Raw genomic sequence first — 23,050 nt, 5'->3', positions numbered from 1 at the left:
CACCGGCGGGAATGCCGGGTCCGGTGCCCTCCCCCCCGGGTAAGCCGGTGAAGGGCTCCTTGAGGGAATCTGATTCCCTCAAGGAGCCCTTCACGGACCTCGGCATCGCGCACCCGGCTCGTCGGCAGGAGCGAACGAACTGCTGAGCCGACCTCGCTTGGGGGTCGGAGGCGAGGAGCTGGGCGCGGGGCGGGAATCCAAGTCCGTGAAGGTTCCCCTCACGGACTTGGGTCGGAGAAGCAGGCCAGGAGGGTGGCGAGCGGTCAGCCCGCTTGCACCTTTTGCGCCGCCTTCGCGTAACCGTCGGCCAGGCCGAAGACCTTCTGCGCGTACTCCGTCGAGTTGTTGTACGACAGGATCCCCGCCCACCATCCCGCCGGGCTGGCCATGTCGCGGCCGCCCGCGCACAGGTAGCGGGCGGCGGTGAGGGCGGCGTCGTCGATTTGCTGCGGGTCGGCGCGGCCGTCGCCGGTGGCGTCGGACGCCCATTTCCGCCAGGTGCTCGGGATGAACTGCATGGGGCCGACCGCGCGGTCGGCGACCGGGTCGCCGTCGAGCTGGCCGCCGTCGGTGTCGCTGATCGCGCGGACGCCGGAGGAACCGTCGAGCGGGACGCCGATGATCGGCTTCGACGGGCGGCCGTCCGCGCCGAGGACCGCTCCGCCGTACTGGCCGTGGTTGGACTCGATGCGGCCGATGCCGGCGAGCGTCGCCCAGGAGATGTGGCAGCCGCGGTCGACCTCGCGCATCGCGAGTTCCGCGTTGCCGTACGCGCGCACCGCGCGGGCCGGGATGCCGGTGGCCGGCCCGACCTTGTCCGCCCAGGCCTGCAGCGGGTCGCCGCCGGTCGGGCGCGCCGACTGCGGCGCGGTGCCCTGGTCCGCCGCTCCGCCCGCGGCGACGGCGCTGACCGGAGCGATCGAACCCGGTTTGACGTCGACCGCCTTGACGCTCAGCGCCGGGATGTCCGTCGTGGTGGGGCTGGCTGCCGGGGCGGCCGCCCTGGTGACGATCCAGACCCCGCCGCCCGCGACCGAGAGCACCGCGACGACGACGGCGAGCCGCACCGCGAGCGCGGCGCCGTGACCGCGGCGGGCGGGCGAGGGGGCGGCAGCGGGAGCCGCGGTCTCGTCCCCGGTCGGCGCGGTGTCGGGGGTCTGTCCGGTGGCGGGCACGAAACTCCGGTCCTCCAGCATGGCTTGGGGTTCGCAACACTCAACGAGCCCGCGCAGGTTAGCGTTACGCACGCGTCGCCAGGTTCCCCGCCACGCCGGTTCACCCGGCCGGGTAATCGAGTTCCGTCAGGTGGACGGTTGACGCCACACAAACACCACGAGCCCCACGCCGAGGGGGATGTTCGCGGACCGGCCGCAAGCACTTCCGCTGCTGCTGAGGTGCTGCGGGTTCCGGTTCACCGACCACTGCCGCGGTCTGACCGAGCAGGCTTTCGCCGCGCTTCGACCGCCGAAGTGGCACCTGCCGCAAGAGCAGCGTCCAGGTAAGCGACGGCGTCGGCAGGCTGGGAAACGATGCGGTGGTGGGCTTCAGCCTGGCAACACCGGTTGAAAAGAATTCCGCCGCTCCCGGAAGACCCGTCAACGAGTACTTCCACCGCGCCGCGACAGCCGCTTCGCCGTGTTGCCTGGCCGATTCACCGACCAGGCAACACAGCTGCCAAACAGGCTTCAGTGACCGCGCGAGCCGCGCGAAACCACGAGAGAGTGCGGAACTTCCGCGAAGAGCGGCCGCCCGGGAATCCGCGGGCGGTCCGGCGAACCGTCAGGCAGGCTTCTGCTGCCGTGCCAGCCGCGCGACGCACCACGCGGGCGCGCTGCCGCGGCGGAGATGCTGCAGCACCGTCATCGGGCCGAGCCGCCGCGCCAGGTCGGACGGCGCGAGACCGGCCGCCCGGTAGTCCAGTGCCCGCTGGTCGAGCGGGCTGATGCCGGCGTCCCACCACTGCTGGGCTTCGGCGACGTCGCCGACCATCTGCCACCAGCCCGCGGCGGCGACGAGCAGTTCCTCCGGGACCTCCGGCAGCCGGGCGCGCATCGCGTCGAGGTAGCCGGGGTCGGCGGCCTCGACCGGGGCCCAGCGGGCGGGTCCGGACCGGGCGCGCTGGCCGGGAATGCCGGGCGGAGCGGCCGGCGCGTCGGCCAGCCAGGCCGAGGCGATGCGATCGACCTCCTGCTCCTCAGGGGTCTTCTCGCGCTCGGCCGACCACTGCCGGATCAACGCGTCCACTCCGGGATCTCCGGTCATCCCTGCCTCCTCATCGGTCCCCGACGGGCAGGCCTTTCGACCGCCTGCCCCGTTGCGCGTCCACGACTGGCACCCCACGCGTGACCGGGCCGAATACCCGCCGTGACCCGGTTCCCGGGGGACCGGAGAACCGGCTGATCACGCAATGTGAGCACCGTAGGGCGGCACCTGCTTTCTCCGCCATACCCCGGGCCCCGGAAATTCCGTGACCAGGAGGTTTCAGGGGCCAATCCACCCGGATGGTCGAGCGAAGTGCCCGAATCCCGGGATCCGGTGACAATGCGTGACTAGCTGGCCGGACGGACGCGCGGAGGCGTCCCGGCGAGAAGGAAAAGCCGGGTCAGGCGAAGAGGCTCTTGAAGAAGGTGACGATCGCTTCGGCGCCGTCCTTGAGCCAGCCGAGCACGCGGTGCACGAAGGCCGCGGAGTTGGTGGGCTGCGTGATCAGGAAGAACAGCACGAGCGCGACCACTCCGACGACGACGATCTTCTTCAGGCCGCTCGACATGGTTTCGTTCCCCTCCGCTCACCCGGCCTCCGGTCGGACGCCGGCCCCGCCTCGGCAGAGTCGGCTCCCACTGTAGTGACGACGCGGCGGAATGGCCCGTCGCAGGCCCCGATCCAGCCAGAAAGCTCACGGCCGGGTGACGACGGTCACCAACGGGTGATCAAGTCCCGCGCGGCGCCCCGGTAGGCTCCGCCGATGGACGACGGCGCAGTGACTCTCCGCCCCGTGCGCGAGTCCGACCTCGGTCTGCTGGAGGCGCTGACCAACGACCCGGAGACGGTCGGCGAGCACCAGTGGTTCGGCTGGCACGACCCCGGCTACATCCGGCGGCTCTGGCGCGAAAACGGCATGCTGACCACCGACAACGGCATGCTCGTCCCCACGCTCGACGAACGCCCGCTCGGGCTCGTGTCGTGGCATCGCACGCGGACCGGCCCGCACACTTACTGCTGGAACATCGGCATGGTCCTGCTGCCGGAGGCGCGCGGGCACGGCCTCGGCGCGCAGGCGCAGCGGGAGCTCGTGCGCTACCTGTTCGCGCACACGCAGTTCAACCGCGTCGAGGCCAGCACCGAGGTCGGCAACCGGGCCGGGCAGCGTTCGCTGGAGAAGGCCGGGTTCACCCGCGAAGGGATCCTGCGCGGGTTCGATTTCCGAGACGGGGAGTGGCGCGATCACCTCCTTTATTCGGTGATCCGGTCCGATCTGCCTTCGTGACGGCGGCCGCTCGTCCGCGCGAGGTTCGTGCCGAGCGATCGCCTTCGCCGGGCACGAACCTCGCGTCGAGCGCTGAAGCCGACGCTCACAAGATCGCGCCCGCCTCCCGCAGCGCCGCGACCCCAGCGTCGTCGTAGCCCAGCTCCGCCAACACTTCCGCGGTGTCCGAGCCCTTCTCGTGCGGTGCTTCCGGCGTGGCGGCGGGCGTCCGGTCGAACCGCGGCGCCGGCGCGGGCTGCACCGTGCCGCCGATGTCCACGAACGTTCCGCGCGCCGCGTTCTGCGGATGCTCGGCGGCCTCCCACGGCGACAGCACCGCCGTGAGACACGCGTCGGTGCCTTCCGCTCGCGCGACCAGTTCGTCGCGCGTGAACCGGCCGACCGCTTCCTCCAGGATCTTGCGCAGCCGCGGCCATTGGCTCTGGTCGACGTGCATCGGCAGGTCCTCGTTCTCCAGCCCGAGCACCTTCACCAAGTCGGCCCAGAACCGCATCTCGATCGCGCCGATGGCGACGTGCTTGCCGTCGGCGGTCTCGTAGGTGTCGTAGAACGGCGCACCGCCGTCGAGGAGGTTTTCGCCGCGCTCCCCCGGCCACACGCCTGCCGCGCGCATTCCGTGCAGGCTCGTGGTGAGCAGCGCGGCGCCTTCCACCATCGACGCGTCCACGACCTGCCCGCGCCCGGACGTCGTGCGCTCGTGCAGCGCGGCCAGCACGCCCATCGCGAGCATCAGGCCGCCCCCGCCGAAGTCGCCGACCAGGTTGAGCGGCGGCACCGGGCGTTCGCCCGCCCGGCCGATCGGGTCGAGCGCGCCGGCGACGCCGATGTAGTTGATGTCATGCCCGGCCGCCGACGCGAGCGGACCGTCCTGACCCCAGCCGGTCATCCGGCCGTACACGAGCCGCGGGTTGCGCGCTTGCGCCTGCTCCGGGCCGATGCCCATCCGCTCCGCGACACCAGGCCGGAATCCTTCGATCAGCACGTCGGCGCTTTCGGCCAGTTTCAGCACCAATTCGACGCCCTCGGGCGTTTTCGTGTTCACGCCGACCGAACGCCTGCCGCGGGCGAGCGGATCGTTCGGGATGCCGAGCACGTCGGAGCCCGGGGTGGCGCGGTCGACGCGGATCACGTCGGCGCCGAGGTCGGCCAGGATCATGCAGGCGAACGGAGCCGGCGCGAGCCCGGCCAGCTCCACCACCCGCAGCCCGGCGAGCGGACCTTGTTTCACGAGTAAATCCTTTCGCGGCAACGATTTTCAGAGCGTGCGGGAGATGATTTCCTTCATGATCTCGCTGGTGCCGCCGAAGATCCGCGAGATCCGCACGTCCGCCCAGGCGCGCGCGATCGGGTACTCGGTCATGTAGCCGTAGCCGCCGAACAGCTGCAGGCAGTCGTCCACGACCTTGTTCACCCGCTCGGTCGTCCAGAGCTTCGCCATGGCCGCGCCCTGCACGTCGAGTTCGCCGCGCAGGTGCCGTTCGATGCACTGGTCGAGGAACGCGCGCGACACCGCGGCTTCCGTCGCCGCCTCGGCGAGCTTGAACTTCGTGTTCTGGAAGTTGAAGATCGGGCGGCCGAACGCGGTGCGTTCCTTGGTGTAGTCGATGGTCAGGTTCACCGCGGCTTCCAGGCCCGCCACCGCGGTCACGGCGATGATCAGCCGTTCCTGCGGCAGCTGCAGCATCAGCTGGATGAAGCCCTGGCCCTCGGCGTCGCCGAGCAGGTTCGCGGCGGGCACGCGGACGTCGTCGAAGAACAGCTCGGCGGTGTCCTGTCCCTTGAGCCCGACCTTGTCGAGCACGCGGCCGCGGCGGAAGCCCGGGGTGTCGGTCTCGACCACGATCAGCGAGACGCCCTGCGCGCCCGCGTCCGGGTCGGTCTTGCACGCGACCACGACGAGGTCGGAGTGGAAACCGTTGGTGATGAAGGTTTTCGCGCCGTTGATCACGTAGTGGTCGCCGTCGCGGACCGCGCGGGTCTTGATGTTCTGAAGGTCTGAACCAGTGCCCGGTTCGGTCATTGCGACCGCGCCCACCATCTCGCCGGTGGCCATCTTCGGCAGCCACTCGCGCTTCTTCTCCTCCGACGCGTACGCGAGGATGTAGTGCGCGACGATTCCACTGTGGACAGTGACGCCCCACGCGCTGTCCCCGGCGCGGGCCTGCTCCTCGTACAGCACGGCCTCGTGCGCGAACGTGCCGCCGCCCCCGCCGTACTCCTCCGGGATCGACAGGCACAGCAGCCCGAGCTCGCCCGCCTTGGTCCAGATTTCCCGGTCGAGCTTCTTTTCCGCCGCCCAGCGCTCCTGGTTCGGCACGAATTCCTTCTGCAGGAACGACCGGGAAAGCTCCCGGAGGTCCTCGAGTTCGGTGGTGCTCCACGAGCTTTTCTGGGTCTGCAACGGCACGGCTGGGCCTCCCGCGAACTGGAAAACATGACGCTTGGCAGGTAAGTTCTGAGCGGAATGTACATCCCATCCGTCCGGTACGTAAAGCAGGAGTCGCGATGACTGAGGTCGCCCGGGGACACCGCACCCAGGCCGAACGCCGCGAGCAGACGCGCACCGCCCTGCTGGACGCGACGATCGACTGCCTGGTCGAGATCGGGTACTCGCGGGCTTCGGTACAGGAGATCTGCACCCGCGCGGGCGTCTCGAAAGGCGCGGTGCAGCACTACTTCGCCACGAAAGCCGAACTGATGGCGGCCGCGGTCGAGCACCTCACTACCAAGCTGCGCACCCAGCTCGCCGCCTCGCTCGGCTCGCTGCCGGGCGGCGCGTCGGGCGTCGCGGCAGCGATCGACCTGCTGTGGGAGGGCTACTCGGGCACGCTGTCGACCGCGGTCACCGAGCTCTGGGTGGCCGCCCGCACCGACCCGGAACTGCGCGCGGCGATCCGCCCGGTCGACCGCGCCTTAGGCCGGGCGACGCTGGAGCACATCAGCGAAGTCGCCGGCGACCTGCCGAAAGAGCGCGCGGAGATGCTGTTCTGGCTCACCGTGAACCTCACCCGAGGCCTCGCCCTCGACGCCGAACTGGGCGGCGACCCGCGCAGGCGCCGTCAGCTGCTGGAGGAGTGGAAGCGGATCGCCGTGCTGCTGTATTCGGGCGACTAGTTTCCATACCGCCGGTATGATGTACTCGTCGGTAACACCCGGCCCCGCACGGAAGAAGGTGCGCTCGATGACGAGTACGACCCCGGCGAACCTCACCGGCCAGCCCCTGCCCGCGACCGTCGGCGGCGTAGCAGGCGCTCCGTCCGCGGCCCGCGCAGCCGCGCTGGTAGCCCGCGTGACCGGGGGCGCCGACAACGCGCCCGTGCAGATGACCGCGCCTTTCACCGGGCAGCCGATCACGTCGCTCCCCCAGGCCGACGACGCCGAAGTACGCGCCGCCTTCGCCTCCGCGCGGGAGGCCCAGCGCGAGTGGGCCGCACTGTCCGCGGCCCGGCGCCAGCAGTTCCTCCTGCGCCTGCACGACCTGGTGCTCGCTCGCCAAGCGGAAGTCCTGGACCTGGTCCAGGTCGAAGCGGGCAAGGCCCGGATCGACGCGTTCGACGAGGTCAGCGCCACCGTCCTGGTCGCGGCCTACTACGGCAAACACAGCGCGAAGATCCTCTCCCCGCACCGCGCCCCCGGCGTGATCCCCGGCCTGACCCGAGCAGGCGAACTGCGGCACCCCAAGGGCGTCGTCGGCATCATCTCGCCCTGGAACTACCCGCTCGCGCTGACCGCGATGGACGTCTTCCCCGCGCTCGCCGCCGGAAACGCCGTGGTGCAGAAGCCGGACAACCAGACCGCCCTGTCCGCGCTGTGGCTGCAGGAACTGGCCGAAGAAGCCGGGCTGCCCGCAGGCCTGTGGCAGATCGTGCTGGGCCGAGGCTCGCAAATCGGCGACGCCCTGCTGGAGGAATGCGACTACCTCTGCTTCACCGGCTCCACCCCCACCGGCAAGGACCTGGCGGGCCGAATCGCACAACGGCTCACCAGCTATTCGCTGGAGCTGGGCGGCAAGAACCCGATGATCGTGCTGCCCGACGCCGACATCCCCAAAGCCGCGGCAGGGGCGGTAACGGCGTGCTTCTCGTCAGCGGGCCAGCTGTGCGTGTCAGTGGAGCGGATCTACGTGCACGACAGCATCCGCGAGGAGTTCACCCGCGAATTCGTAGCGCGCACAGCCGCACTCCGCCTGGGCGGTTCCCTGGACTACCACGCCGGCATGGGTTCGTTGACCTCGAAAAGCCAGCTGGAAACAGTGTCCGCGCATGTGGAAGACGCCCGGACGAAGGGCGCAAAGGTACTGACTGGCGGACGCCCCCGCCCGGACCTGGGCCCGTTGTTCTACGAGCCAACGGTCCTGACGGACGTCCGCCCCGGAATGACCCCGTTCGCCTCGGAAACCTTCGGCCCAGTGGTTTCGATCTACGGGTTCAGCGACGTCACGGACGCGATCGAACGAGCGAACGACACCCCCTTCGGCCTGAACGCAAGCGTATGGACGCGAAGGGGCCGAGCAGGCTGGGAAGTCGGCGCACGCCTGAAGGCAGGCACCGTGAATGTCAACGAAGGCTACGCAGCGACCTTCGGAACGGTCGGCGTCCCCATGGGCGGCATGAAGGAATCCGGAGCCGGCCGCCGCAACGGCGCAGAAGGCCTGTTGAAGTACACCGAACCCCAGTCAATCGCCGTACAACGAGGAATGGGCTTGCGCCCGCCCAAGGGAGTGCCGGGTTCCCTGTGGGCCCGCTTCATGACCGTGAGCATGAAACTCCTGCGGCGCCTGCCGGGCCGCTGAGGTGTCCGTGAGGGGAACCTTCACGGACTTGGAGTCCCTCAGGGTTCCCCTCACCGCCCTTACTCGGGGACGGTGAGCAAGCCGCGGTCGTAAGCGATCGCGACAGCTTCGGCCCGGCGGCTCGCCCCCAGCTTCGCCATCACCCGGGACAAGTGCACGCTCACCGTCTTCTCGGAGATGTACAACTCCTCCCCCACCTGCCGGTTGGTCCGGCCGAGCGCGACCCGCTCCAGCACGTCCCGTTCCCGATCGGTCAAGGGGTTCAACTGCGGTCGGGCAGGCACAGCCTCGACGCCGGACAGCTCCACCCGAGCCCGATGCGCCACATCTCGCACCGCGTCCCGCAACGGAACAGCGTCCAGCTTCACCGCGACCGAATGCGCCGCCTCCAACGCCTCCGCCGCCCCGGCCCGGCCGGCAGCCAGCAATGCCTCCCCCTGCCGCCACCGGCAAACCGCCTGCTCGTAAACCGCCCCGTACGAAAAAGCCTCAGCCGCTGCAGCCCACAAATCCGGATCCGCCGGCCCCTCCAACGCAGACGCGGCAGCCTCCATCCGCGCCAGCCAAGCCCGCCCCTCCGGCCCCATCGTCCCGGAACGCGGATGCCCCTCAGCGGCACACCGCCGCCCATGCGCCAAAAGCCGGCGCCCGACAGTCACAAAGCCATCCGCCGCGGCCTGATCCCCCTTGGCCCGAGCCTCGGCAGCCAACGCGACAGCAGACGGAATCGCCAACGCCACGATCCGAATCCCGCCCAACAGCGCGGACTCGGCCTTCTCCAGCCACAACACCAACTCGTCAGTGATCCGCAACGCCTCGGAATGCTCTCCGCGCCAAGCCGCCAGCTCAATCGCGGCGTCCCCAGCCGCCATCGCGATCTGCAGATCCGCCATCCACTGCTGCCGAAGCCCCGGCAACGCCTTGGCCGCATCCGCGAACCGCCCACGCCCCACCAGGAACAGCACCCAGTTGGCCAGGATCCGGGCAGCGACCGCACTGGACACGCCCCGTCGCGCGCGCCCCGCGGCGTCCTCCTTCGGCCAATCCCCGCTCAGATAACGCAAGTAGAGCAACCGGGCGCGCAACTCCAACCCGTACGTACTCCAGGTAAGCCCAGTTTCCTCAGCCCGCGCGACTCCCCGCGCGGCGTGCGCGAGCGCGAGATCCATCTCGGCCTGGTCGTCGTAGCTGAGGGCAAGGAAGTACATCGCACGAATCTCGACGTTCAACGCACCCGCGTCGTGCGCCTTCTGTTCGGCCTCCCGCAACCGCTCGCGAGCCTCGCCGGCGTCGCCCGCGCTGTCGGCCAACGTGCCGAGCGTGACCAGCGCCGACGCCTCAGCACCCACAGCTCCGACGGCGCGCGCGTCAGCGACCGCGGTATGCGCGCTGGACAACGCCTCATCAGGCTGGTCACGCAGCCGCTGGAACCCGGCCCGCGAAGCCAGCACCCAAGCCCGCGCACCGCTGGGTTCCCGTTCGGCGACCAGTTCCCAAGCCCGCTCGATCGCCCGAACCGCCTCGTCGAACGTGCCTTCCAGGGTGAGCAGCGTTTCGGCCAGCCGACGCCAGACCTTCGCCGCGTGCTCGGGCGACGCGTCCGGCTTGAGCGCCTCGGTGGCTGACCGCGCGTACGCCACGGCACGCTCCGGCTCGCCGGAAGTACCAGCGAAGTACGAGGCTTCGCTGAGCAGCTTCAACTCGTTGACGCCGTCGGGACGGTTTTCCGGAGCCACGGCGTCCCAAATGGACTGTGCTTGCTCGATGTGCCGCAGCGCCGCACCAGGCGCGCCGAGCTTTTCCGCTTCGTCCGCGGCGCGGAGCAGGGCGGCGAGAGCAGTGTCGAAGTCCCGGCTTTCCAGGCTGTGGAAGGCCAGCTTGGCGTCGTGGCCGCGGCCCTGCGGCATCGACTTGATCCGCGCCGCGTATCCGGCGTGCATCCGCGTGCGCTCGCCGGGCAGCAGGTCCGCGTACACCGCTTCCTGCAGCAAAGCGTGGCGGAAAGTGTAGAAACCGCCCTCGATGACGAGGACGTGATGCTGCACGGCTTCTCGCAGCGCCTCGTCCAACTCCAGATCACCGATGCCCGCCACTTGCGCGAGGGCGGCGTGCGAGACCGACTCGTTGGCGACCGAGATGACGCGGAGGACCCGGCGAGTCTCGGCGGGAAAACGTTCCAGCCGGGCCAGGAGGACTTCGGCGAGCCCGGCCGGGAGATCTTGGCAGTCGGCACCGGTCGCGAGCAGTTCTTCGACGAAGAACGGATTGCCCTCGGACCGTTCGGCGATGTCCGCGACCACATCCGGCGACAGCGGTTCTTCGGCCAGCGCCGCGACAAAAGCGCGTGCGTCGGCCGGACCGAACGGGGCCAGCGCGACCTGTTCGACAGTGTTCAGCCGGACCAGTTCGGACAGCAGACCGCGCAGCGGATGCCTGCGGTGGACGTCCTCCTCGCGATAGCTGCCGACGACCAGCAGCCGCTGCGCGCGCAACCGGCTGAGCAGGAAGGACAGCAGGTTGCGGGTGGAGGAATCCGCCCAGTGCAGGTCTTCGAGCAGGACGACCACCGGCTGCTCCTGGCCGACCTCGGTCAGCACCCCCAGCACCGCGTCGAACAACTGGAGCTGGCCCAGGTCCTGCTCGGGCCGCACCCGGCGGACGCCCTCGCGCTCCCCTTCGGACACCTGCCCGTGGTCGCCGGTGGCCGCGGGCCGCGGATCGCCGCCTTGCGGCAGCAGCATCCCGAGCGCGGACCGCGCCCGCACCGCGGCCGAAACCGCGGGATCGGCCGACGACCCGAGCGGAGCCAGCGCCTCGGCGAACGGCAGATACGGCAGACCGCCGTCGCGCACGTCGATGCACCGGCCGGTGAGCACGAGCCCGCCGCAGCCGGCGACGTGCTCCCCGAGCGCGGTGAGCAGGCGGGTTTTGCCGACCCCGGCGTCGCCCGCGATCAGCACCGCACCTGCTTCTCCGCGTTCTGCGCGCGCGAAGGCCGCTCGCAGCCGCCGCATCTCCTGCGTGCGGGCGACGAGCGGAATACCGGAACCGAGACGAGGCACGAGATGCATTCTCACCTACACCCCCGACAGTTCCGACATGGATTTCCTCGTGGCGGCCGGTTCGGCCAGTGATCTCCGTCCGATCGGCGGACGAAGGGCGGCCCCGCGTCTCTTCAGAACCGGTCCGGGCAGTGCTCCGGGGACCGGTCGGCGCGCGGGCCGCGGCAAGTTTCTGTGAAGCAGGCCGCCGCTTGGCTCGCGACGGTGCTTGCTGAGTAGAGGTCCGTGAGGGGAACCCTGAGGGACTCTGATTCCCGCAGGGTTCCCTTCACGGACCTCTGCGGGAGGTTCTCGTCGCGGGCGGGTGCGTCCGGCGGGCAAAGCAGCGCGCCGGGCGGCGAAGCGAGATCGGATCCGGCGGGCGGAGCGGCCGGACCGGAAACCGTGTCCCGGCCCGTCCGCCCCGCCCGACCCCCTTGCCGTCCCCGACCCGGGCCCGGGGGCTCAGGCGCTATGTCGCGCCCGGGCCTCCGGTACCGTCGCCGTCCGCCTCTGCTGGCGCGGCACCTCGACGTTCGTGACGCGGTGTGCGCGCACCCAGCGCACCACCCGGTTGCCGCGGCTCAGGCGGGCCTGGCGGGCGGCGCGGCGCAGTTCGGCCATCCGGTAGTCCACCTCGGCGCGGGTGGCGTCCCAGTTGTAGTCGCTCATCGGATTCTCCCCAGCGGGTCGTCGTTCCTTGGTGACCTCTACTTTCGTGCTGAGGGGCAGGCCCGGACATCAGGTGATCGCCTACACCGAGACGCGAAAAGACCCCTTACCCGCGCTTTCGCCTAGGGAACTCCAGGTCGAGCGGGGTAAGGGGTCTCAGGGCAACGATCAGCCGGCCGAACGGATCAAGCCTGTCCCCGGTCGCGCACCGCGTCCAGCAGGCCCTGCCATCCGGCGGCGGGCAGGCGGAACGCTCCGCCTTCCGGGTCTTTCGAATCGCGCACCGCGGCGCCGCCTGCGACGAAGGCGACCTCGACGCAGTCGTTGCCGCCGCCGCTGTAGCTGCTCTTGCGCCACTGGGCACCGGAAAGGTCGGCCATCATGGTCCCCACATCCTCACTGTCTCGGGTTGGTGTTCCTCGGTTCCTGAACCGCGGCGGCCTGTTCGGCGAACCGGCCGGCCGCGTCGGTGATCAGCGCCACCGAATCGTCCGGTTTCAGCGCTGCTGCGCGCAGGTGGTCGAACATCAGCGCGTAGCGCCGGACGTCTTCGGGCTGTTCGAGGTACAGGCCGCTGGAAGTGCTGTCGTCGACGTAGACCACGTCGGGATCGGCCTGCTCGGGGAAGCCCATGATGAGGAACGGTCCCTCCATGCCGGGGTGCGCCCCGGCGCCGAACGGCACCACCTGGACGGTCACGTTCGGCTTCTCGGCCATCGCGCTCATCCGGTACAGCTGTTCGGCCATCACCTCGGCGCTGTCGACCACGCGGTGCAGCACCGCCTCGTCGATCACCGCCCAGTACTCGACCGGCGGGTCGTCGGCCAGCAGCTGCTGGCGCGCCATCCGCGCGGCGACCCGGCGGCGGGTCTCGGACTCTTCGGCGTCCGGGCGCAGTGCGCGGATCACCGAGAACGCGTAGCGCTCAGTCTGCAGCAGCCCCGGAACCAGCAGCGCCTGGAACGCGCGCAGCGAACTCGCGTCGGCTTCAAGGCCGACGAAGGTGCCGGTGAAGACTTCGTTGTACGCGTGCCACCAGCCGCGTTTGCGCGCTTCGCGCGCCAGCTGGACGAGCGCTTCCTGCCCGTCGCCGGTGATGCCGTACAGCGCGAGCATGTCCCTCGCGTCGCGCGGGGTGACGCCGACGTGGCCGGTCTCGATCCGGCTCACTTTGGACGCTGAGCACTCCAGCTTTTCGCCGACCTCGTCGATGGTGAGATCGGCGGCTTCGCGCAGCCTCCGCAGCTCGCTCGCGAGGCGCCGGCGGCGAACGGTCGGTCCCTGGCCTCTCGCCACGGCAGCACCTCCGGTCCGTATTGTTGCCCGCACTGCATATCTAACCAGGTGATCGACTTGTCAGTGGAGTAATAACACCGGGGAATTCCCGCGGTCGCTCCGGGGAGTTGCCGACACCTGGTTCCGACCTGCATTGTGCAGAGTGCGCTTGTACTCTGGCATCCTGCGGGCCGAGACGCGAATCCAGCCGCGCCGACGGCCCTGAGCAGCGTAGACGACGGCCGTCCTCGGCTATTCGCGGACACCGCGGTAAAGCGGACGACCAGGTGTCCGGGGCCGCCCCCCGACCGGTCCCGGGCACCTTCCTTCGCCTCGCGGGTATTACTCAGACGTGTTTTCCCGCGCAATTTCGCCACGGGAGCGTGGCGGTTTCCGACGATTTCCTTGCAGACAGCCACTCTGCGTGGTCATCGATGGGGTGAACGTCCTTATCGGACCCGCAGCAGTCCTTCTTGGACCACGGTGGCGACGAGGAGGCCGTCGCGGGTGAAGAACCGTCCGGTGGCCAACCCGCGAGCGCCCGAAGCGCTCGGCGACGTGCTGTCGTAGAGGAACCACTCATCCGCCCGGAATGGACGGTGGAACCACAACGCGTGGTCGAGGCTCGCGCCGAGCACCTTGTCGACGTCCCAGTACACGCCGTGCCGCGCGAGCACCGAGTCGAGCAGCGTCATGTCCGAGGCGTAGGCGAGCACGCAGACGTGCAGCAGCTGGTTGTCGGCCAGGGTTCCGTCGGCGCGCATCCAGACCCGGTGGTGCGCCGGGCGTTCGCCGGTGGTGCGGGTGACCCACGGCGGCTCGCCGATGTAGCGGATGTCGATCGGCCGCGGGACCTCGCTGAAGCGCAGGCCGTAGCCCGCGGTCAGCTCGGGAAAGGTCGGCAGCGTCTCCGGGGCGGGCACGTCCGCCGGCATCGGCTCGGCGTGGTCGATGCCCGGCTCGTCCTTCTGGAACGACGCGGACAGCGAGAAAATCGCCTTGCCGTGCTGGACCGCGACCACGCGCCGGGTGGTGAACGAGCGGCCGTCGCGGATGCGATCCACTTCGTACACGATCGGGACGCTCGGGTCGCCGCCGCGGATGAAGTACGCGTGCAGCGAATGGACCCGCCGCTCCTCCGGGACGGTCCGGCCCGCCGCGACGAGCGCCTGCCCGGCGACCTGTCCGCCGAACACGCGCACCGACGAGTGCGCGGGCGAGACGCCGCGGTAGATGTTCTCTTCGATCTTCTCCAGGTCCAGCAGCGCGACGAGCTTGTCCAGCACCGGCTGCCCGCCGCCACCGGTGCTCGCGTCGAGTCCGGTGGCGGCTTTCCTGGCCATCTCAGTCATGCCGGAACCCTATGTGTCCGGGGTTCCGCACGTCCCTTATGCGTGGTCGTCTTCACCGAGCCGGTGGACGTGGATCAGGTTGGTCGACCCGACGGTCCCGGGCGGGGAGCCCGCGACGATCACCACGAGGTCGCCGCGCTGGTACTTGCCCATTTCGAGCATCGCGTGGTCGACCTGCTGGATCATCTGGTCGGTGGAGTCCACCCGCGGCACGATCTGCGTCGTGGTGCCCCAGGTGAGCGCCAGCTGGCTGCGGACGCTCTGCTCCGGCGTGAACGCCATCAGCGGCAGCCGCGTGTGCAGCCGCGCGAGGCGGCGCACGGTGTCGCCGGACTGCGTGAACGCGACCAGGGCCTTGGCGTTGAGCCGTTCGCCGATGTCGCGGGCGGCGTAGGAGATCACGCCCCGCTTGGTGCGCGGCACGTGCGACAGCGGCGGCACGACCGGCGAATCGGTCTCGACGGCCTCGACGATCCGGCCCATGGTCTGGACCGTTTCGATCGGGTACCGGCCGACGCTCGTCTCGCCGGACAGCATCACCGCGTCCGCGCCGTCGAGGACCGCGTTCGCGACGTCAGACGCCTCGGCGCGGGTCGGGCGGGAGTTGTTGATCATCGACTCCAGCATCTGCGTGGCGACGATGACCGGCTTCGCGTTCTCGCGGCAGATCTGGATGGCGCGCTTCTGCACCAGCGGGACCTGCTCGAGCGGCAGTTCGACGCCGAGGTCGCCGCGGGCGACCATCACCGCGTCGAAGGCCAGCACGATGGCCTCGAGGTTGTAGACCGCCTCGGGCTTCTCGATCTTCGCGACGACCGGCAGCCGTCCCTTGCCCACACGGTCCATGACCTGGTGGACGAGGTCGATGTCGGCGGGCGAGCGCACGAAGGACAGCGCGATGAAGTCGACGCCGAGGTGCAGCGCGAACTCCAGGTCCTCGATGTCCTTGTCGGACAGCGCGGGCACCGAGACGTCCATCCCGGGCAGCGACACGCCCTTGTTGTTGCTGACCGGGCCGCCCTCGGTCACCTCGCACACGACGTCCGGGCCCTCGACGTCCTTGACCACCAGGCCGACCTTGCCGTCGTCGACCAGCAGCCGGTCGCCCGGCTTGGCGTCCTTGGCGAGTCCCTTGTAGGTGGTCGAGACCCGGTCGTGGGTGCCGGCGACGTCCTCGACGGTGATCCGGACGACGTCCCCGGTGTGCCATTCCGCCGATCCGCTGGCGAACGTGCCCAGCCGGATCTTCGGTCCCTGCAGGTCGGCGAGGATCCCCACCGCCCGGCCGGTTTCGGCGGCCGCGGACCGGACCAGGTCGTAGACCTGCTTGTGGTCGCTGTGGCTGCCGTGGCTGAAGTTCATCCTCGCGACGTCCATCCCGGCGTCGACGAGTGCCCGCATCTTCTCCGGCGTGGAGGTCGCGGGACCCAATGTACAAACGATCTTCGCGCGTCGGCTCACGTCCGGAGAGCCTAGTCGCTCGGGCCGCTCCCGTCTGTACCGATCCCGAAGTTCCGGCCGCCGAACGCGGGAAGGATTCAGTTCCGGGCACCGGCGTGCGCTGGGCGGCCGCGCCGCGCGCGGGCGCCCGGAATCACCCGAACGGGGGAGGTCGGGCTCAGCGCCGCGGTTTCTCGCTCGGACCCACGTGGTCACGTGCCCATTCATTGAATTTCCGCAGCTGACGCCACGATTTCCGCACCCGGTCGAAGGTCTCGCGCTCGTGCAGGAAGTCGTCCGGTTCCCAGGCGCGGACGGCGTACACCGAACGGTGCCGCAGCAGGTCGAGGCGCGGATGGTCCTCGGCGAACCCGCGCGGTTTCGACTTCAGCCGGTCGCCGAGAATTTCCCAGCCCGCCTTGCGCAGGCCCGCCAGGATTTTCTCCAGCGCGGGCCCGTGCAGTTCGGTGTCGACCGCCGTGCGGTACCGGGCCAGCTGGTCCGAGGCGAGGTGGAAGCAGCCACCGCCGACGCGCAGCCCGGCCGGGCCGACTTCGACGTAATACGCTCCCCCGCCGCGGCCGGACTCGATCACGCCGCCGCAGTGCGTCTTGTACGGCGTCTTGTCCTTGGCGAACCGGACGTCGCGATAGGGCCGGAACACCTTCGCCTCGCCGAAGCCCGCGCCGAACTCCGGCTCCAGTTCGGCCAGCAGCGCCTCCATCGGAGCCCGGACGTGCTCCTTGTAGATCGCGACGTGGTCGTCCCAGTAGGCCTTGGTGTTGTCCGCGAGCAGCCCGTCGTAGAACTCGACGGCGTGCTCCCCGAATCCGCTGAACTTCACCCGCAGCACGATAAACCGGGGCACCGACAGAATCGGCGCCCCGGCCGCATCGGGGTGCTACTTGGCGAGCGCGGTGATCAGTTCGCCGTTCGAGGTGTCGCCGGACAGCTCCCAGAAGAAGGTGCCGCCGAGACCCTGCGACCTCGCGTACGACGTCTTGCCCGCGATGGTCGACGGGGTGTCGTAGCTCCACCAGTTCGAACCGCACTTGGCGTACGCGGTGCCCGCGACGGTTCCGGTCGCCGGGCAGCTCGTCTTGAGGATCTTGTAGTCCTCGATGCCCTGCTCGTACTTGCCCGGAGCCGGTCCGGTCGCGGTGCCGCCCGGCGCGCTCTGCGTGACACCGGTCCAGCCACGGCCGTAGAAACCGATGCCCAGCAACAGTTTCGAGGCCGGGACGCCCTTGGTCTTGAGCTTCTGGATGGCCGCATCTGAGTAGAAGCCCTGCGTCGGCAGGCCGTTGTACGACGTGAGCGGCGAGTGCGGCGCGGTCGGGCCCTGCGCGGCCCAGGCGCCGAAGAAGTCGTACGTCATCACGTTGTACCAGTCGACGTACTGCGCGGCGCCCGCGTAATCGGTGGCGTCGAGCTTGCCGCCGTTGCTGCCGTCCGCGGTGATCGCGGCGGTGACGAGCTTCGACGAGCCGAACTTGGCCCGCGTTGCCGCAAGGAGCTTCTTCAGCGCGTCGGGACCGCTGGTGTCACAGGTGAGACCGCACGCGTTCGGGTACTCCCAGTCGAGGTCGATGCCGTCGAACAGCCCGGCCCAGCGCTTGTCGTTGACGAGGTTGTAGCAGGAGTTCGCGAAGGCTTCCGGGTTCTTCGCGGCCTGCCCGAAGCCGCCGGACCAGGTCCAGCCGCCGAACGACCAGATGATCTTCAGCCCGGGGTGCTTGGCCTTCAGCTTCTTGAGCTGGTTGAAACTGCCCGCGAGCGGCTGGTCCCAGGTGTCGGCGACGCCGTCGACGCTGCCCGCCGCGTCGTAGGTTTTCTGGTAGTCGGCCCACGCGTCGCCGATCGCGCAGCCGCCGCCGGTGACGTTGCCGAAGGCGAAGTTGATGTGCGTGAGCTTGTTCGCCGAGCCGGACGTCTCGATGTTCTTCACGTGGTAGTTGCGGTCGTAGATGCCCCAGTCGGTGAAGTAGCCGACCACTTTCCCGGCCGCGGCCTCGGTTCTCGCGGGCGCGGCCGTCGAAGCGGCGGGGACGAGCGCGGCCGCGGCGGCGAACGCCGCGGCCGCCAGGCCGGCCAGTGCCAGCAGGCGTTTTCTGCGCAAGCGAAGCATCGTTGCTCCCTTCAGGAGTCACCGTCGGTGACGAAGCGGTAACGGTGGGGACGAATGCACCGTAAGTGGACTAGACCACCAGGTCAATGGTTTAGACCATAAAACGGACATTCGGCGGTACTCGCATTCCTTGACAGGCATATGCCCCGCGAGGCAGATTTCCGGGGTGATGCAGACCTTCGACGTGCTGGCCGAACCCCGCCGCCGCGCGCTGCTGGACCTGCTGCTCGAGGGCGAGCGGTCGGTCGGCGAACTGGTGGCCGAACTGCGGCTCAGCCAGCCCGCCGTGTCCAAGCACCTGCGCGTGCTGCGCGAGGCGGGGCTGGTGACCGTGCGGGTGTCCGCGCAGCGCCGCTGCTACCGGCTGCGCGCCGAACCGCTGGCCGAAGTGGACGCGTGGCTCGCGCCGTACCGGCAGTTCTGGGCGGACCGGCTCGACGCGCTCGAACAGCGGCTGGACGAAACCGAGTGAGGAGCACGCCGTGATCCGAGTGGACGGCCGGACCCTGCGGTGCGCCGACGTCGTCGCGGCGGCACACACCGAAGGCCCGCTGGCGATCGACGTGTCCATCGCGGCGATGCGCGCCGCCGAGCATTCGTGGAAGCTGGCCGAAGACCTGAGCACCCGGCGAGTGGTCTACGGCCGCACCACCGGCGTCGGCGCGAACAAGGACGACGCGGTCGACGAACCCGCCGAACACGGCCTCCGGTTGCTGCGCAGCCACGCCGGCGGCAGCGGCGACCTGCTGCCGGACGGCCAGATCCGCGCGATGCTGCTGATCCGGCTCAACCAGCTGCTGACCGGCCGGTCCGGAATCAGCCCGGAGCTGATCAATGCGCTCGCCGAAGCCGTCCGCACCGGCGCGCTGCCAGTAGTGCACCGACTGGGTGCCATCGGCACCGGCGATCTCGCTCCGCTCGCGGAAACCGCACTCGCGTTGGCCGGGGAACGCGCGTGGGCGATCGGCGCGGTGCCACCGGTTCCGGTGCATGCGGGCGATGCGTTGGCGTTCATGAGCAGCAACGCCGCGACACTCGCCGAAGCAACTCTCGCCGCGATGAGCCTCGACACGCTCACTCGCGCGAGCCACGCCGTCGCCGCGCTCACGTACGTGGCTCTCGACGGCAACCCCGAGGCGTACGCGACGCCTGTTCACGAAGCACGTCCGCACGCGGGGCAAGTGGCTTGTGCGGCCGAGATGCGTCGGCTGTTGGGCATGCACGGCACGCCTAAGCCGGGGCGTCGGCTTCAGGATCCCTTCGGGCTGCGCGCCTTTCCTCAGGTGCAAGGTCCTGCGCTGGATGCGATCCATTATCTGCGGGATGTGCTTGCCGTGGAGATCAATGCCAGCACGGAGAATCCGATGATCTCCACAGTGCACGGCGATGCTTACCACCATGCGCACTTCCACACCGCCTACGTCTCGACCGCGCTCGATCAAGCACGCGCGACTGTGCATCAGGTCGCGGAGCTGTCCGTGGCTCGGTTGGGTGATCTCGTGGAACCTGAATTCACGGGCTTGCGGCCGTTTCTCGCGGTCGGGCCGCCGGGGAGTTCCGGGGTGATGATCCTGGAGTACGTCGCGCACGACGCGCTTACGGAACTGCGGCAGGCGGCATTGCCTGCGACGCTGGGGACTGCTGTGGTGTCACGCGGGATTGAGGACCACGCGAGCTTCTCGACCCAGGCCGCGCGGGCTGCCACTGCGGCCGCGGCTGCTTATCGGCAGGTGCTGGCTTGCGAGCTGGTGGCGGCGGTGCGGGCTCTGCGGATTCGGAAGGCTGAGCTGGTGGATCTGCCGGTCCGAGCGGCTTTCGCGGCCGCGGTGGGGGTGCTGGACGAGCGGTTGGAGGATCGGCCGTTGACTGAGGACATCGCGAAGGCGGCCGGGGTCCTCGATGAACTGGCGCGGATCTAACTGACCACAGTGGACATTCAGTCCCCGGCCACCACGTCCCGCCGCAAAGCCGCGAACAGTTCCTTCGCCTGCGCCCGATCCCGAGCCGCGGCAACGCTATCGCCGCGCCGCTCCAGCAAACCGGCGTGCGCCGCGTGAACCCGGGCGAGCAAGTACGGTGAAGCCATTCTTTTGGCCAGCACGTGTGCTTCTCCGAGGCTTTCCTCCGCCAAGACAAAGGATCCGCGGCGCAACGCGGCAAGTCCCTGCACTCGAAAAGCATCCGTGCGGGCAAGGATGTGATCAATGTGCTCAGTACAAGCCACAGCCTCCGCAGCAGTCTCCCCGGCGGCAACCGGATCGCCGGCCGCCAGTTGGGCCTCGGCCAGGAACGGGAGTGCGTCGGTCATCTGCCAGCTCCGCTCCCCCTGCATCGCGAGCAACGGCAGCAACCGGCGCACTCCTCGCTCAGGACGCCCCGCACGCACGTCGTTCTCCGCCAGCTGCGCGGACGCGTTGCAGATAATGTCGGCATTGTCGCTTTCCCGCCCCAGCCGAAGCACCTGAGTCAGATCGTCGGCCGCCGCTTCGAAGCGTCCGCAGGCTGACCACAGTGCGCCCCGGCCGATGAGGGCCATCGCGCCGCACATGGGCGACCTGCCGTGTCCCGCGAGTTCCAGAGCCTGGCTGAACCGCCGCGAAGCGTCGCCCCAGCGGCCGACGTAGACCGCGCTCGCGCCGAGGTTGCAGACGGCTCGGCTGAGCAGTTCCCGGTCGCCTAGCTCCTCAGCCAGCAAGAGGATTCGCTCGAACTGCCGGTCGGCCCGGGCCAACTCGCCGCGGTAGTGGTGCAGCACGGCGACTCCGGTCAGCGCGCGGACCACGATCTCCCGGTCGCCGCACAGTTCCGCGGTGGCAGCGGCGGTGTGCAGATCAGTGAGCGCTTCGTCGTTGCGGCCGAGCAGTCGCAATGCCAGGCCTCGACGCAGGTGTCCGCCCGAGAGGCCGTGCTCGTCGCCCACCGCTTCCGCGGCGACGATCGCGGCGGTGGAAACCTCGACGGACTCCCGGTAGCGCGTGCTCTGGTAAAGATTCGCGGCGCGAGCCAGCCGCAGCCGGACGGCCGATCCGCCGGGGCGGTCCTCGGTCAGCGTCGGCGCGATCCGGGCCAATCCCTCGCGCGGAGTGCCGCGTTGGTAGTGCAGGTAGCCGATCCGGGCGATCACCAGGCGTTGCCGTTCCTCATCGCCTTCCTTGCGGTACACCAAAAGCGCGCGTTCGGCGGCGGCGAGCGCGGCGTCGTAACGGCCTGCCGCGGCGAGCGCGTCCGCCCAGGCTTCGGCGGCCTCGGCGACAGCGGCCTGCGAACCGGTGCGGTCCAGCAGATCGACCAGTGCGCCCAGGTGCTGGGCGGCTGTGTCGTGCGCGGCTTGTCTGCTGGCTTTCTCCGCGGCATGCCGCAAGGTCTGCGCGGCGCGTTCGGTGTCCTGCGCGTGCGTGTAGTGATACGCCGCGGCCGCGCCGCCCAGTGCCTCGGCCAGTCTGCGGTGCAGCACATGCCGACGGCTTGGCGGCAGGTCTCCGTTCATCACCTCGGCGACCAGTTCGTGGGTCAGCCGGACGCCCTCGGCGTTTTCGTCCAGCAGCCGCGCGGTGTGCGCGGGTGCCAGCACTTCGGACAGCTCGGCCGGATCCAGCCCGGCGGCCGCGGCGAGGACGTCCGGGTCCATCCGCTGCTGCCCCACCGCCAGCAGCGTCAGCACCTCGGCCGTCCGTTCGGGCAGCGAACCGAGCTGCCGCCGCACCGCGTGCGCCAATCCCCACGGCAGTTCCGCGGGCGGTTTGCCGGATCTGCCCAGTACGTGTCCCAGTTGGACCAGGAACAACGGGAGACCGCCAGCGAGCCGGAGCACCCGTTCGCGAGCGGACTGCCCCACTTCGGTCCCGGCGCTGTGGTGCAACAGCATCGTCGCGTCGTCGTCCGCCAGCGGGGCCAGGGAATGCTGTGTCAGCAAGCCTTTCCGGTACAAATCGAGCAGCGTGTCGGCCAACGGTTCGGCTGCGGCGAGCTCGGTGTCGCGGTAGGCGGCGAGGAAGCGGACCCGATCCGGCCGGACGTCCTGGACGAGCGACGCCAGCAGCGCGAGGCCGTCCGGGCCAGCCCATTGAAGGTCGTCCAGGATCACGAGCACGCCATGCCGCCGTGCGAGCGTGTCGAGAAACCGCGCTGCCTCGGCGAACATCAGCCAGCGTGGCGGGGCTGGTTCGGCGGTGCGTTGCTCGGGCAGCAGGAACGCCAAGCCAGGCCCGGCGGGGTGCTCGGACGCGTGCCGGGCGAACGCTTCGGAGAGCGGCGCGTACGGCTCTCCGCCATGCCGGGAGCAGGCCGTGGAAAGCACCACCGTTCCCCGGGTCTCGGCCAGCGTCGCGGCTTCGGTCAGCAGCCGGGTCTTGCCGATGCCGGTCTGCCCGGCGAAGACCAGAAACGGCTTGCCCGTGCCGGAAATATGCTTGTCCAGCAAGGCGTGTTCCTCGACGCGGCCGATGAGATCCGGTGCCGGACGAGGCCGCGGGACCGGGTCGTCCGGCGGACGCTGCCTGCCGCGCCGGGCCGCCGCGAGCAGTTCGGCGCGGCCGTCCTCGGGCAGCGCGAGACCGTCGGCGAGGAGGTGCACGGTGACCCTCCGCGGATGCCGCTGCCCGCGTTCGAGATTGCCCACGCCGCGGGTGCTCAGGCCGCAGCGCTGCGCCAGTTGTTCCTGCGTCAGCCCGGCCGCCCGGCGCAACCGGACCAGCGTCCGGTCGAACGTTTCCGTCGCGCCGTCCGGCATGTCCCGCACCTCCCGCCGCTCCATGGTCGCTCTCCCCGGGACCGGCGAACATCCTCCGAAGGTCGGGTTCCTCCGCCTGGCACAACAGCCCGTTGTGCCGGTTGTTCCTGGTTCCGCACCGCCTCGGTGAAATC

General features: G+C 69.8%; 19 protein-coding genes. 5 read left to right on the top strand and 14 right to left on the bottom strand.

The features are described 5' to 3' along the window. Positions 1 to 263: 263 nt before the first annotated feature. The 3 genes from ACFXI3_RS10870 to ACFXI3_RS10860 all read right to left on the bottom strand — a co-directional run bounded on the left by ACFXI3_RS10870 (position 264) and on the right by ACFXI3_RS10860 (position 2,770). A complete protein-coding gene (locus tag ACFXI3_RS10870) occupies positions 264 to 1,196 on the bottom strand; it encodes a lytic murein transglycosylase (RefSeq protein ID WP_344268528.1) in 933 nt (310 codons plus the stop codon). A gap of 583 nt (positions 1,197 to 1,779) precedes the next feature. Continuing rightward, entirely contained in the window at positions 1,780 to 2,262 is a 483-nt protein-coding gene (locus ACFXI3_RS10865; RefSeq protein WP_037713183.1) for a hypothetical protein, read from the bottom strand. Positions 2,263 to 2,602: 340 nt separating this feature from the next. Further along, the gene (locus ACFXI3_RS10860; RefSeq protein ID WP_162836029.1) at positions 2,603 to 2,770 is read right to left on the bottom strand and encodes a hypothetical protein; all 168 of its coding nucleotides are present in this window, start codon (positions 2,768 to 2,770) and stop codon (positions 2,603 to 2,605) included. A gap of 195 nt (positions 2,771 to 2,965) precedes the next feature. Between ACFXI3_RS10860 and ACFXI3_RS10855 the strand changes: the two genes are divergently transcribed. Then, positions 2,966 to 3,487, top strand: a complete 522-nt coding sequence (locus ACFXI3_RS10855; protein ID WP_378399389.1) for a GNAT family N-acetyltransferase — start codon at positions 2,966 to 2,968, stop codon at positions 3,485 to 3,487. An 85-nt stretch (positions 3,488 to 3,572) separates the two neighbouring features. On the opposite strand, the gene ACFXI3_RS10850 is transcribed toward ACFXI3_RS10855, so the two are convergent. Together ACFXI3_RS10850 and ACFXI3_RS10845 are read right to left on the bottom strand one after the other, a co-directional pair. Further along, complete coding sequence (locus tag ACFXI3_RS10850) at positions 3,573 to 4,715, bottom strand: CaiB/BaiF CoA transferase family protein (RefSeq protein WP_378399388.1); 1,143 nt, start codon at positions 4,713 to 4,715, stop codon at positions 3,573 to 3,575. A 27-nt stretch (positions 4,716 to 4,742) separates the two neighbouring features. Next, complete coding sequence (locus tag ACFXI3_RS10845) at positions 4,743 to 5,894, bottom strand: acyl-CoA dehydrogenase family protein (RefSeq protein WP_116206670.1); 1,152 nt, start codon at positions 5,892 to 5,894, stop codon at positions 4,743 to 4,745. 98 nt (positions 5,895 to 5,992) lie between these two features. Between ACFXI3_RS10845 and ACFXI3_RS10840 the strand changes: the two genes are divergently transcribed. Further along, positions 5,993 to 6,601 carry a TetR/AcrR family transcriptional regulator gene (locus ACFXI3_RS10840; protein WP_344267802.1) on the top strand — a complete coding sequence of 203 codons (609 nt, stop codon included), beginning with the start codon at positions 5,993 to 5,995 and terminating at the stop codon, positions 6,599 to 6,601. Positions 6,602 to 6,668: 67 nt separating this feature from the next. Continuing rightward, complete coding sequence (locus ACFXI3_RS10835; RefSeq protein WP_378399387.1) at positions 6,669 to 8,279, top strand: succinic semialdehyde dehydrogenase; 1,611 nt, start codon at positions 6,669 to 6,671, stop codon at positions 8,277 to 8,279. Positions 8,280 to 8,338: 59 nt separating this feature from the next. Here ACFXI3_RS10835 and ACFXI3_RS10830 read toward each other — a convergent pair whose 3' ends face one another. From ACFXI3_RS10830 to ACFXI3_RS10795, 8 genes are all read right to left on the bottom strand, one after another. After that, on the bottom strand, positions 8,339 to 11,350 hold the full coding sequence (locus tag ACFXI3_RS10830) for a helix-turn-helix transcriptional regulator (RefSeq protein WP_378399386.1): 3,012 nt from the start codon (positions 11,348 to 11,350) through the stop codon (positions 8,339 to 8,341). A gap of 435 nt (positions 11,351 to 11,785) precedes the next feature. Then, the gene (locus ACFXI3_RS10825) at positions 11,786 to 11,992 is read right to left on the bottom strand and encodes a hypothetical protein (protein WP_344267808.1); all 207 of its coding nucleotides are present in this window, start codon (positions 11,990 to 11,992) and stop codon (positions 11,786 to 11,788) included. Between the two features lie 185 nt (positions 11,993 to 12,177). Then, positions 12,178 to 12,375, bottom strand: coding sequence for a DUF397 domain-containing protein (locus tag ACFXI3_RS10820; protein ID WP_116202071.1), 198 nt, complete (start codon positions 12,373 to 12,375; stop codon positions 12,178 to 12,180). 13 nt (positions 12,376 to 12,388) lie between these two features. After that, complete coding sequence (locus ACFXI3_RS10815) at positions 12,389 to 13,288, bottom strand: helix-turn-helix transcriptional regulator (RefSeq protein ID WP_344267810.1); 900 nt, start codon at positions 13,286 to 13,288, stop codon at positions 12,389 to 12,391. 428 nt (positions 13,289 to 13,716) lie between these two features. Next, a complete protein-coding gene (tesB, locus tag ACFXI3_RS10810; RefSeq protein ID WP_378399385.1) occupies positions 13,717 to 14,619 on the bottom strand; it encodes an acyl-CoA thioesterase II in 903 nt (300 codons plus the stop codon). A gap of 36 nt (positions 14,620 to 14,655) precedes the next feature. After that, entirely contained in the window at positions 14,656 to 16,080 is a 1,425-nt protein-coding gene (gene pyk, locus ACFXI3_RS10805; RefSeq protein ID WP_344267814.1) for a pyruvate kinase, read from the bottom strand. Positions 16,081 to 16,237: 157 nt separating this feature from the next. Beyond that, positions 16,238 to 16,903 carry a DUF2461 domain-containing protein gene (locus tag ACFXI3_RS10800; RefSeq protein WP_378399384.1) on the bottom strand — a complete coding sequence of 222 codons (666 nt, stop codon included), beginning with the start codon at positions 16,901 to 16,903 and terminating at the stop codon, positions 16,238 to 16,240. A 57-nt stretch (positions 16,904 to 16,960) separates the two neighbouring features. Next, positions 16,961 to 18,187: a glycoside hydrolase family 18 protein gene (locus ACFXI3_RS10795; protein ID WP_378399383.1), complete on the bottom strand. Its 1,227-nt coding sequence runs from the start codon at positions 18,185 to 18,187 to the stop codon at positions 16,961 to 16,963. A gap of 169 nt (positions 18,188 to 18,356) precedes the next feature. Here ACFXI3_RS10795 and ACFXI3_RS10790 point away from each other — a divergent pair, with 169 nt between their 5' ends. Continuing rightward, positions 18,357 to 18,659, top strand: coding sequence for a helix-turn-helix transcriptional regulator (locus ACFXI3_RS10790; protein WP_182890918.1), 303 nt, complete (start codon positions 18,357 to 18,359; stop codon positions 18,657 to 18,659). 10 nt (positions 18,660 to 18,669) lie between these two features. Beyond that, positions 18,670 to 20,106, top strand: coding sequence for an aromatic amino acid ammonia-lyase (locus tag ACFXI3_RS10785; protein ID WP_344267820.1), 1,437 nt, complete (start codon positions 18,670 to 18,672; stop codon positions 20,104 to 20,106). A gap of 17 nt (positions 20,107 to 20,123) precedes the next feature. Here ACFXI3_RS10785 and ACFXI3_RS10780 read toward each other — a convergent pair whose 3' ends face one another. Next, the gene (locus tag ACFXI3_RS10780; protein WP_378399382.1) at positions 20,124 to 22,940 is read right to left on the bottom strand and encodes an ATP-binding protein; all 2,817 of its coding nucleotides are present in this window, start codon (positions 22,938 to 22,940) and stop codon (positions 20,124 to 20,126) included. Positions 22,941 to 23,050: the final 110 nt, after the last annotated feature.

Source organism: Amycolatopsis sp. NPDC059235 (assembly GCF_042754125.1).
In the GTDB taxonomy this organism is placed as follows: Bacteria; Actinomycetota; Actinomycetes; order Mycobacteriales; family Pseudonocardiaceae; genus Amycolatopsis; species Amycolatopsis albidoflava.
The sequence above is the reverse complement of the archived record's forward strand: the minus strand, read 5'-3'. Positions and strand labels throughout refer to the sequence as shown.

Coding starts and splice junctions, on each gene's coding strand:
- ACFXI3_RS10835 (WP_378399387.1), top strand. CDS start 6,669: ATGACGAGTACGACCCCGGCGAACCTCACCGGCCAGCCCCTGCCCGCG.
- ACFXI3_RS10820 (WP_116202071.1), bottom strand. CDS start 12,375: ATGATGGCCGACCTTTCCGGTGCCCAGTGGCGCAAGAGCAGCTACAGC.
- ACFXI3_RS10870 (WP_344268528.1), bottom strand. CDS start 1,196: ATGCTGGAGGACCGGAGTTTCGTGCCCGCCACCGGACAGACCCCCGAC.
- ACFXI3_RS10780 (WP_378399382.1), bottom strand. CDS start 22,940: ATGGAGCGGCGGGAGGTGCGGGACATGCCGGACGGCGCGACGGAAACG.
- ACFXI3_RS10830 (WP_378399386.1), bottom strand. CDS start 11,350: ATGCATCTCGTGCCTCGTCTCGGTTCCGGTATTCCGCTCGTCGCCCGC.
- ACFXI3_RS10790 (WP_182890918.1), top strand. CDS start 18,357: ATGCAGACCTTCGACGTGCTGGCCGAACCCCGCCGCCGCGCGCTGCTG.
- ACFXI3_RS10860 (WP_162836029.1), bottom strand. CDS start 2,770: ATGTCGAGCGGCCTGAAGAAGATCGTCGTCGTCGGAGTGGTCGCGCTC.
- ACFXI3_RS10865 (WP_037713183.1), bottom strand. CDS start 2,262: ATGACCGGAGATCCCGGAGTGGACGCGTTGATCCGGCAGTGGTCGGCC.
- ACFXI3_RS10840 (WP_344267802.1), top strand. CDS start 5,993: ATGACTGAGGTCGCCCGGGGACACCGCACCCAGGCCGAACGCCGCGAG.
- ACFXI3_RS10825 (WP_344267808.1), bottom strand. CDS start 11,992: ATGAGCGACTACAACTGGGACGCCACCCGCGCCGAGGTGGACTACCGG.
- tesB (WP_378399385.1), bottom strand. CDS start 14,619: ATGACTGAGATGGCCAGGAAAGCCGCCACCGGACTCGACGCGAGCACC.
- ACFXI3_RS10795 (WP_378399383.1), bottom strand. CDS start 18,187: ATGCTTCGCTTGCGCAGAAAACGCCTGCTGGCACTGGCCGGCCTGGCG.
- ACFXI3_RS10855 (WP_378399389.1), top strand. CDS start 2,966: ATGGACGACGGCGCAGTGACTCTCCGCCCCGTGCGCGAGTCCGACCTC.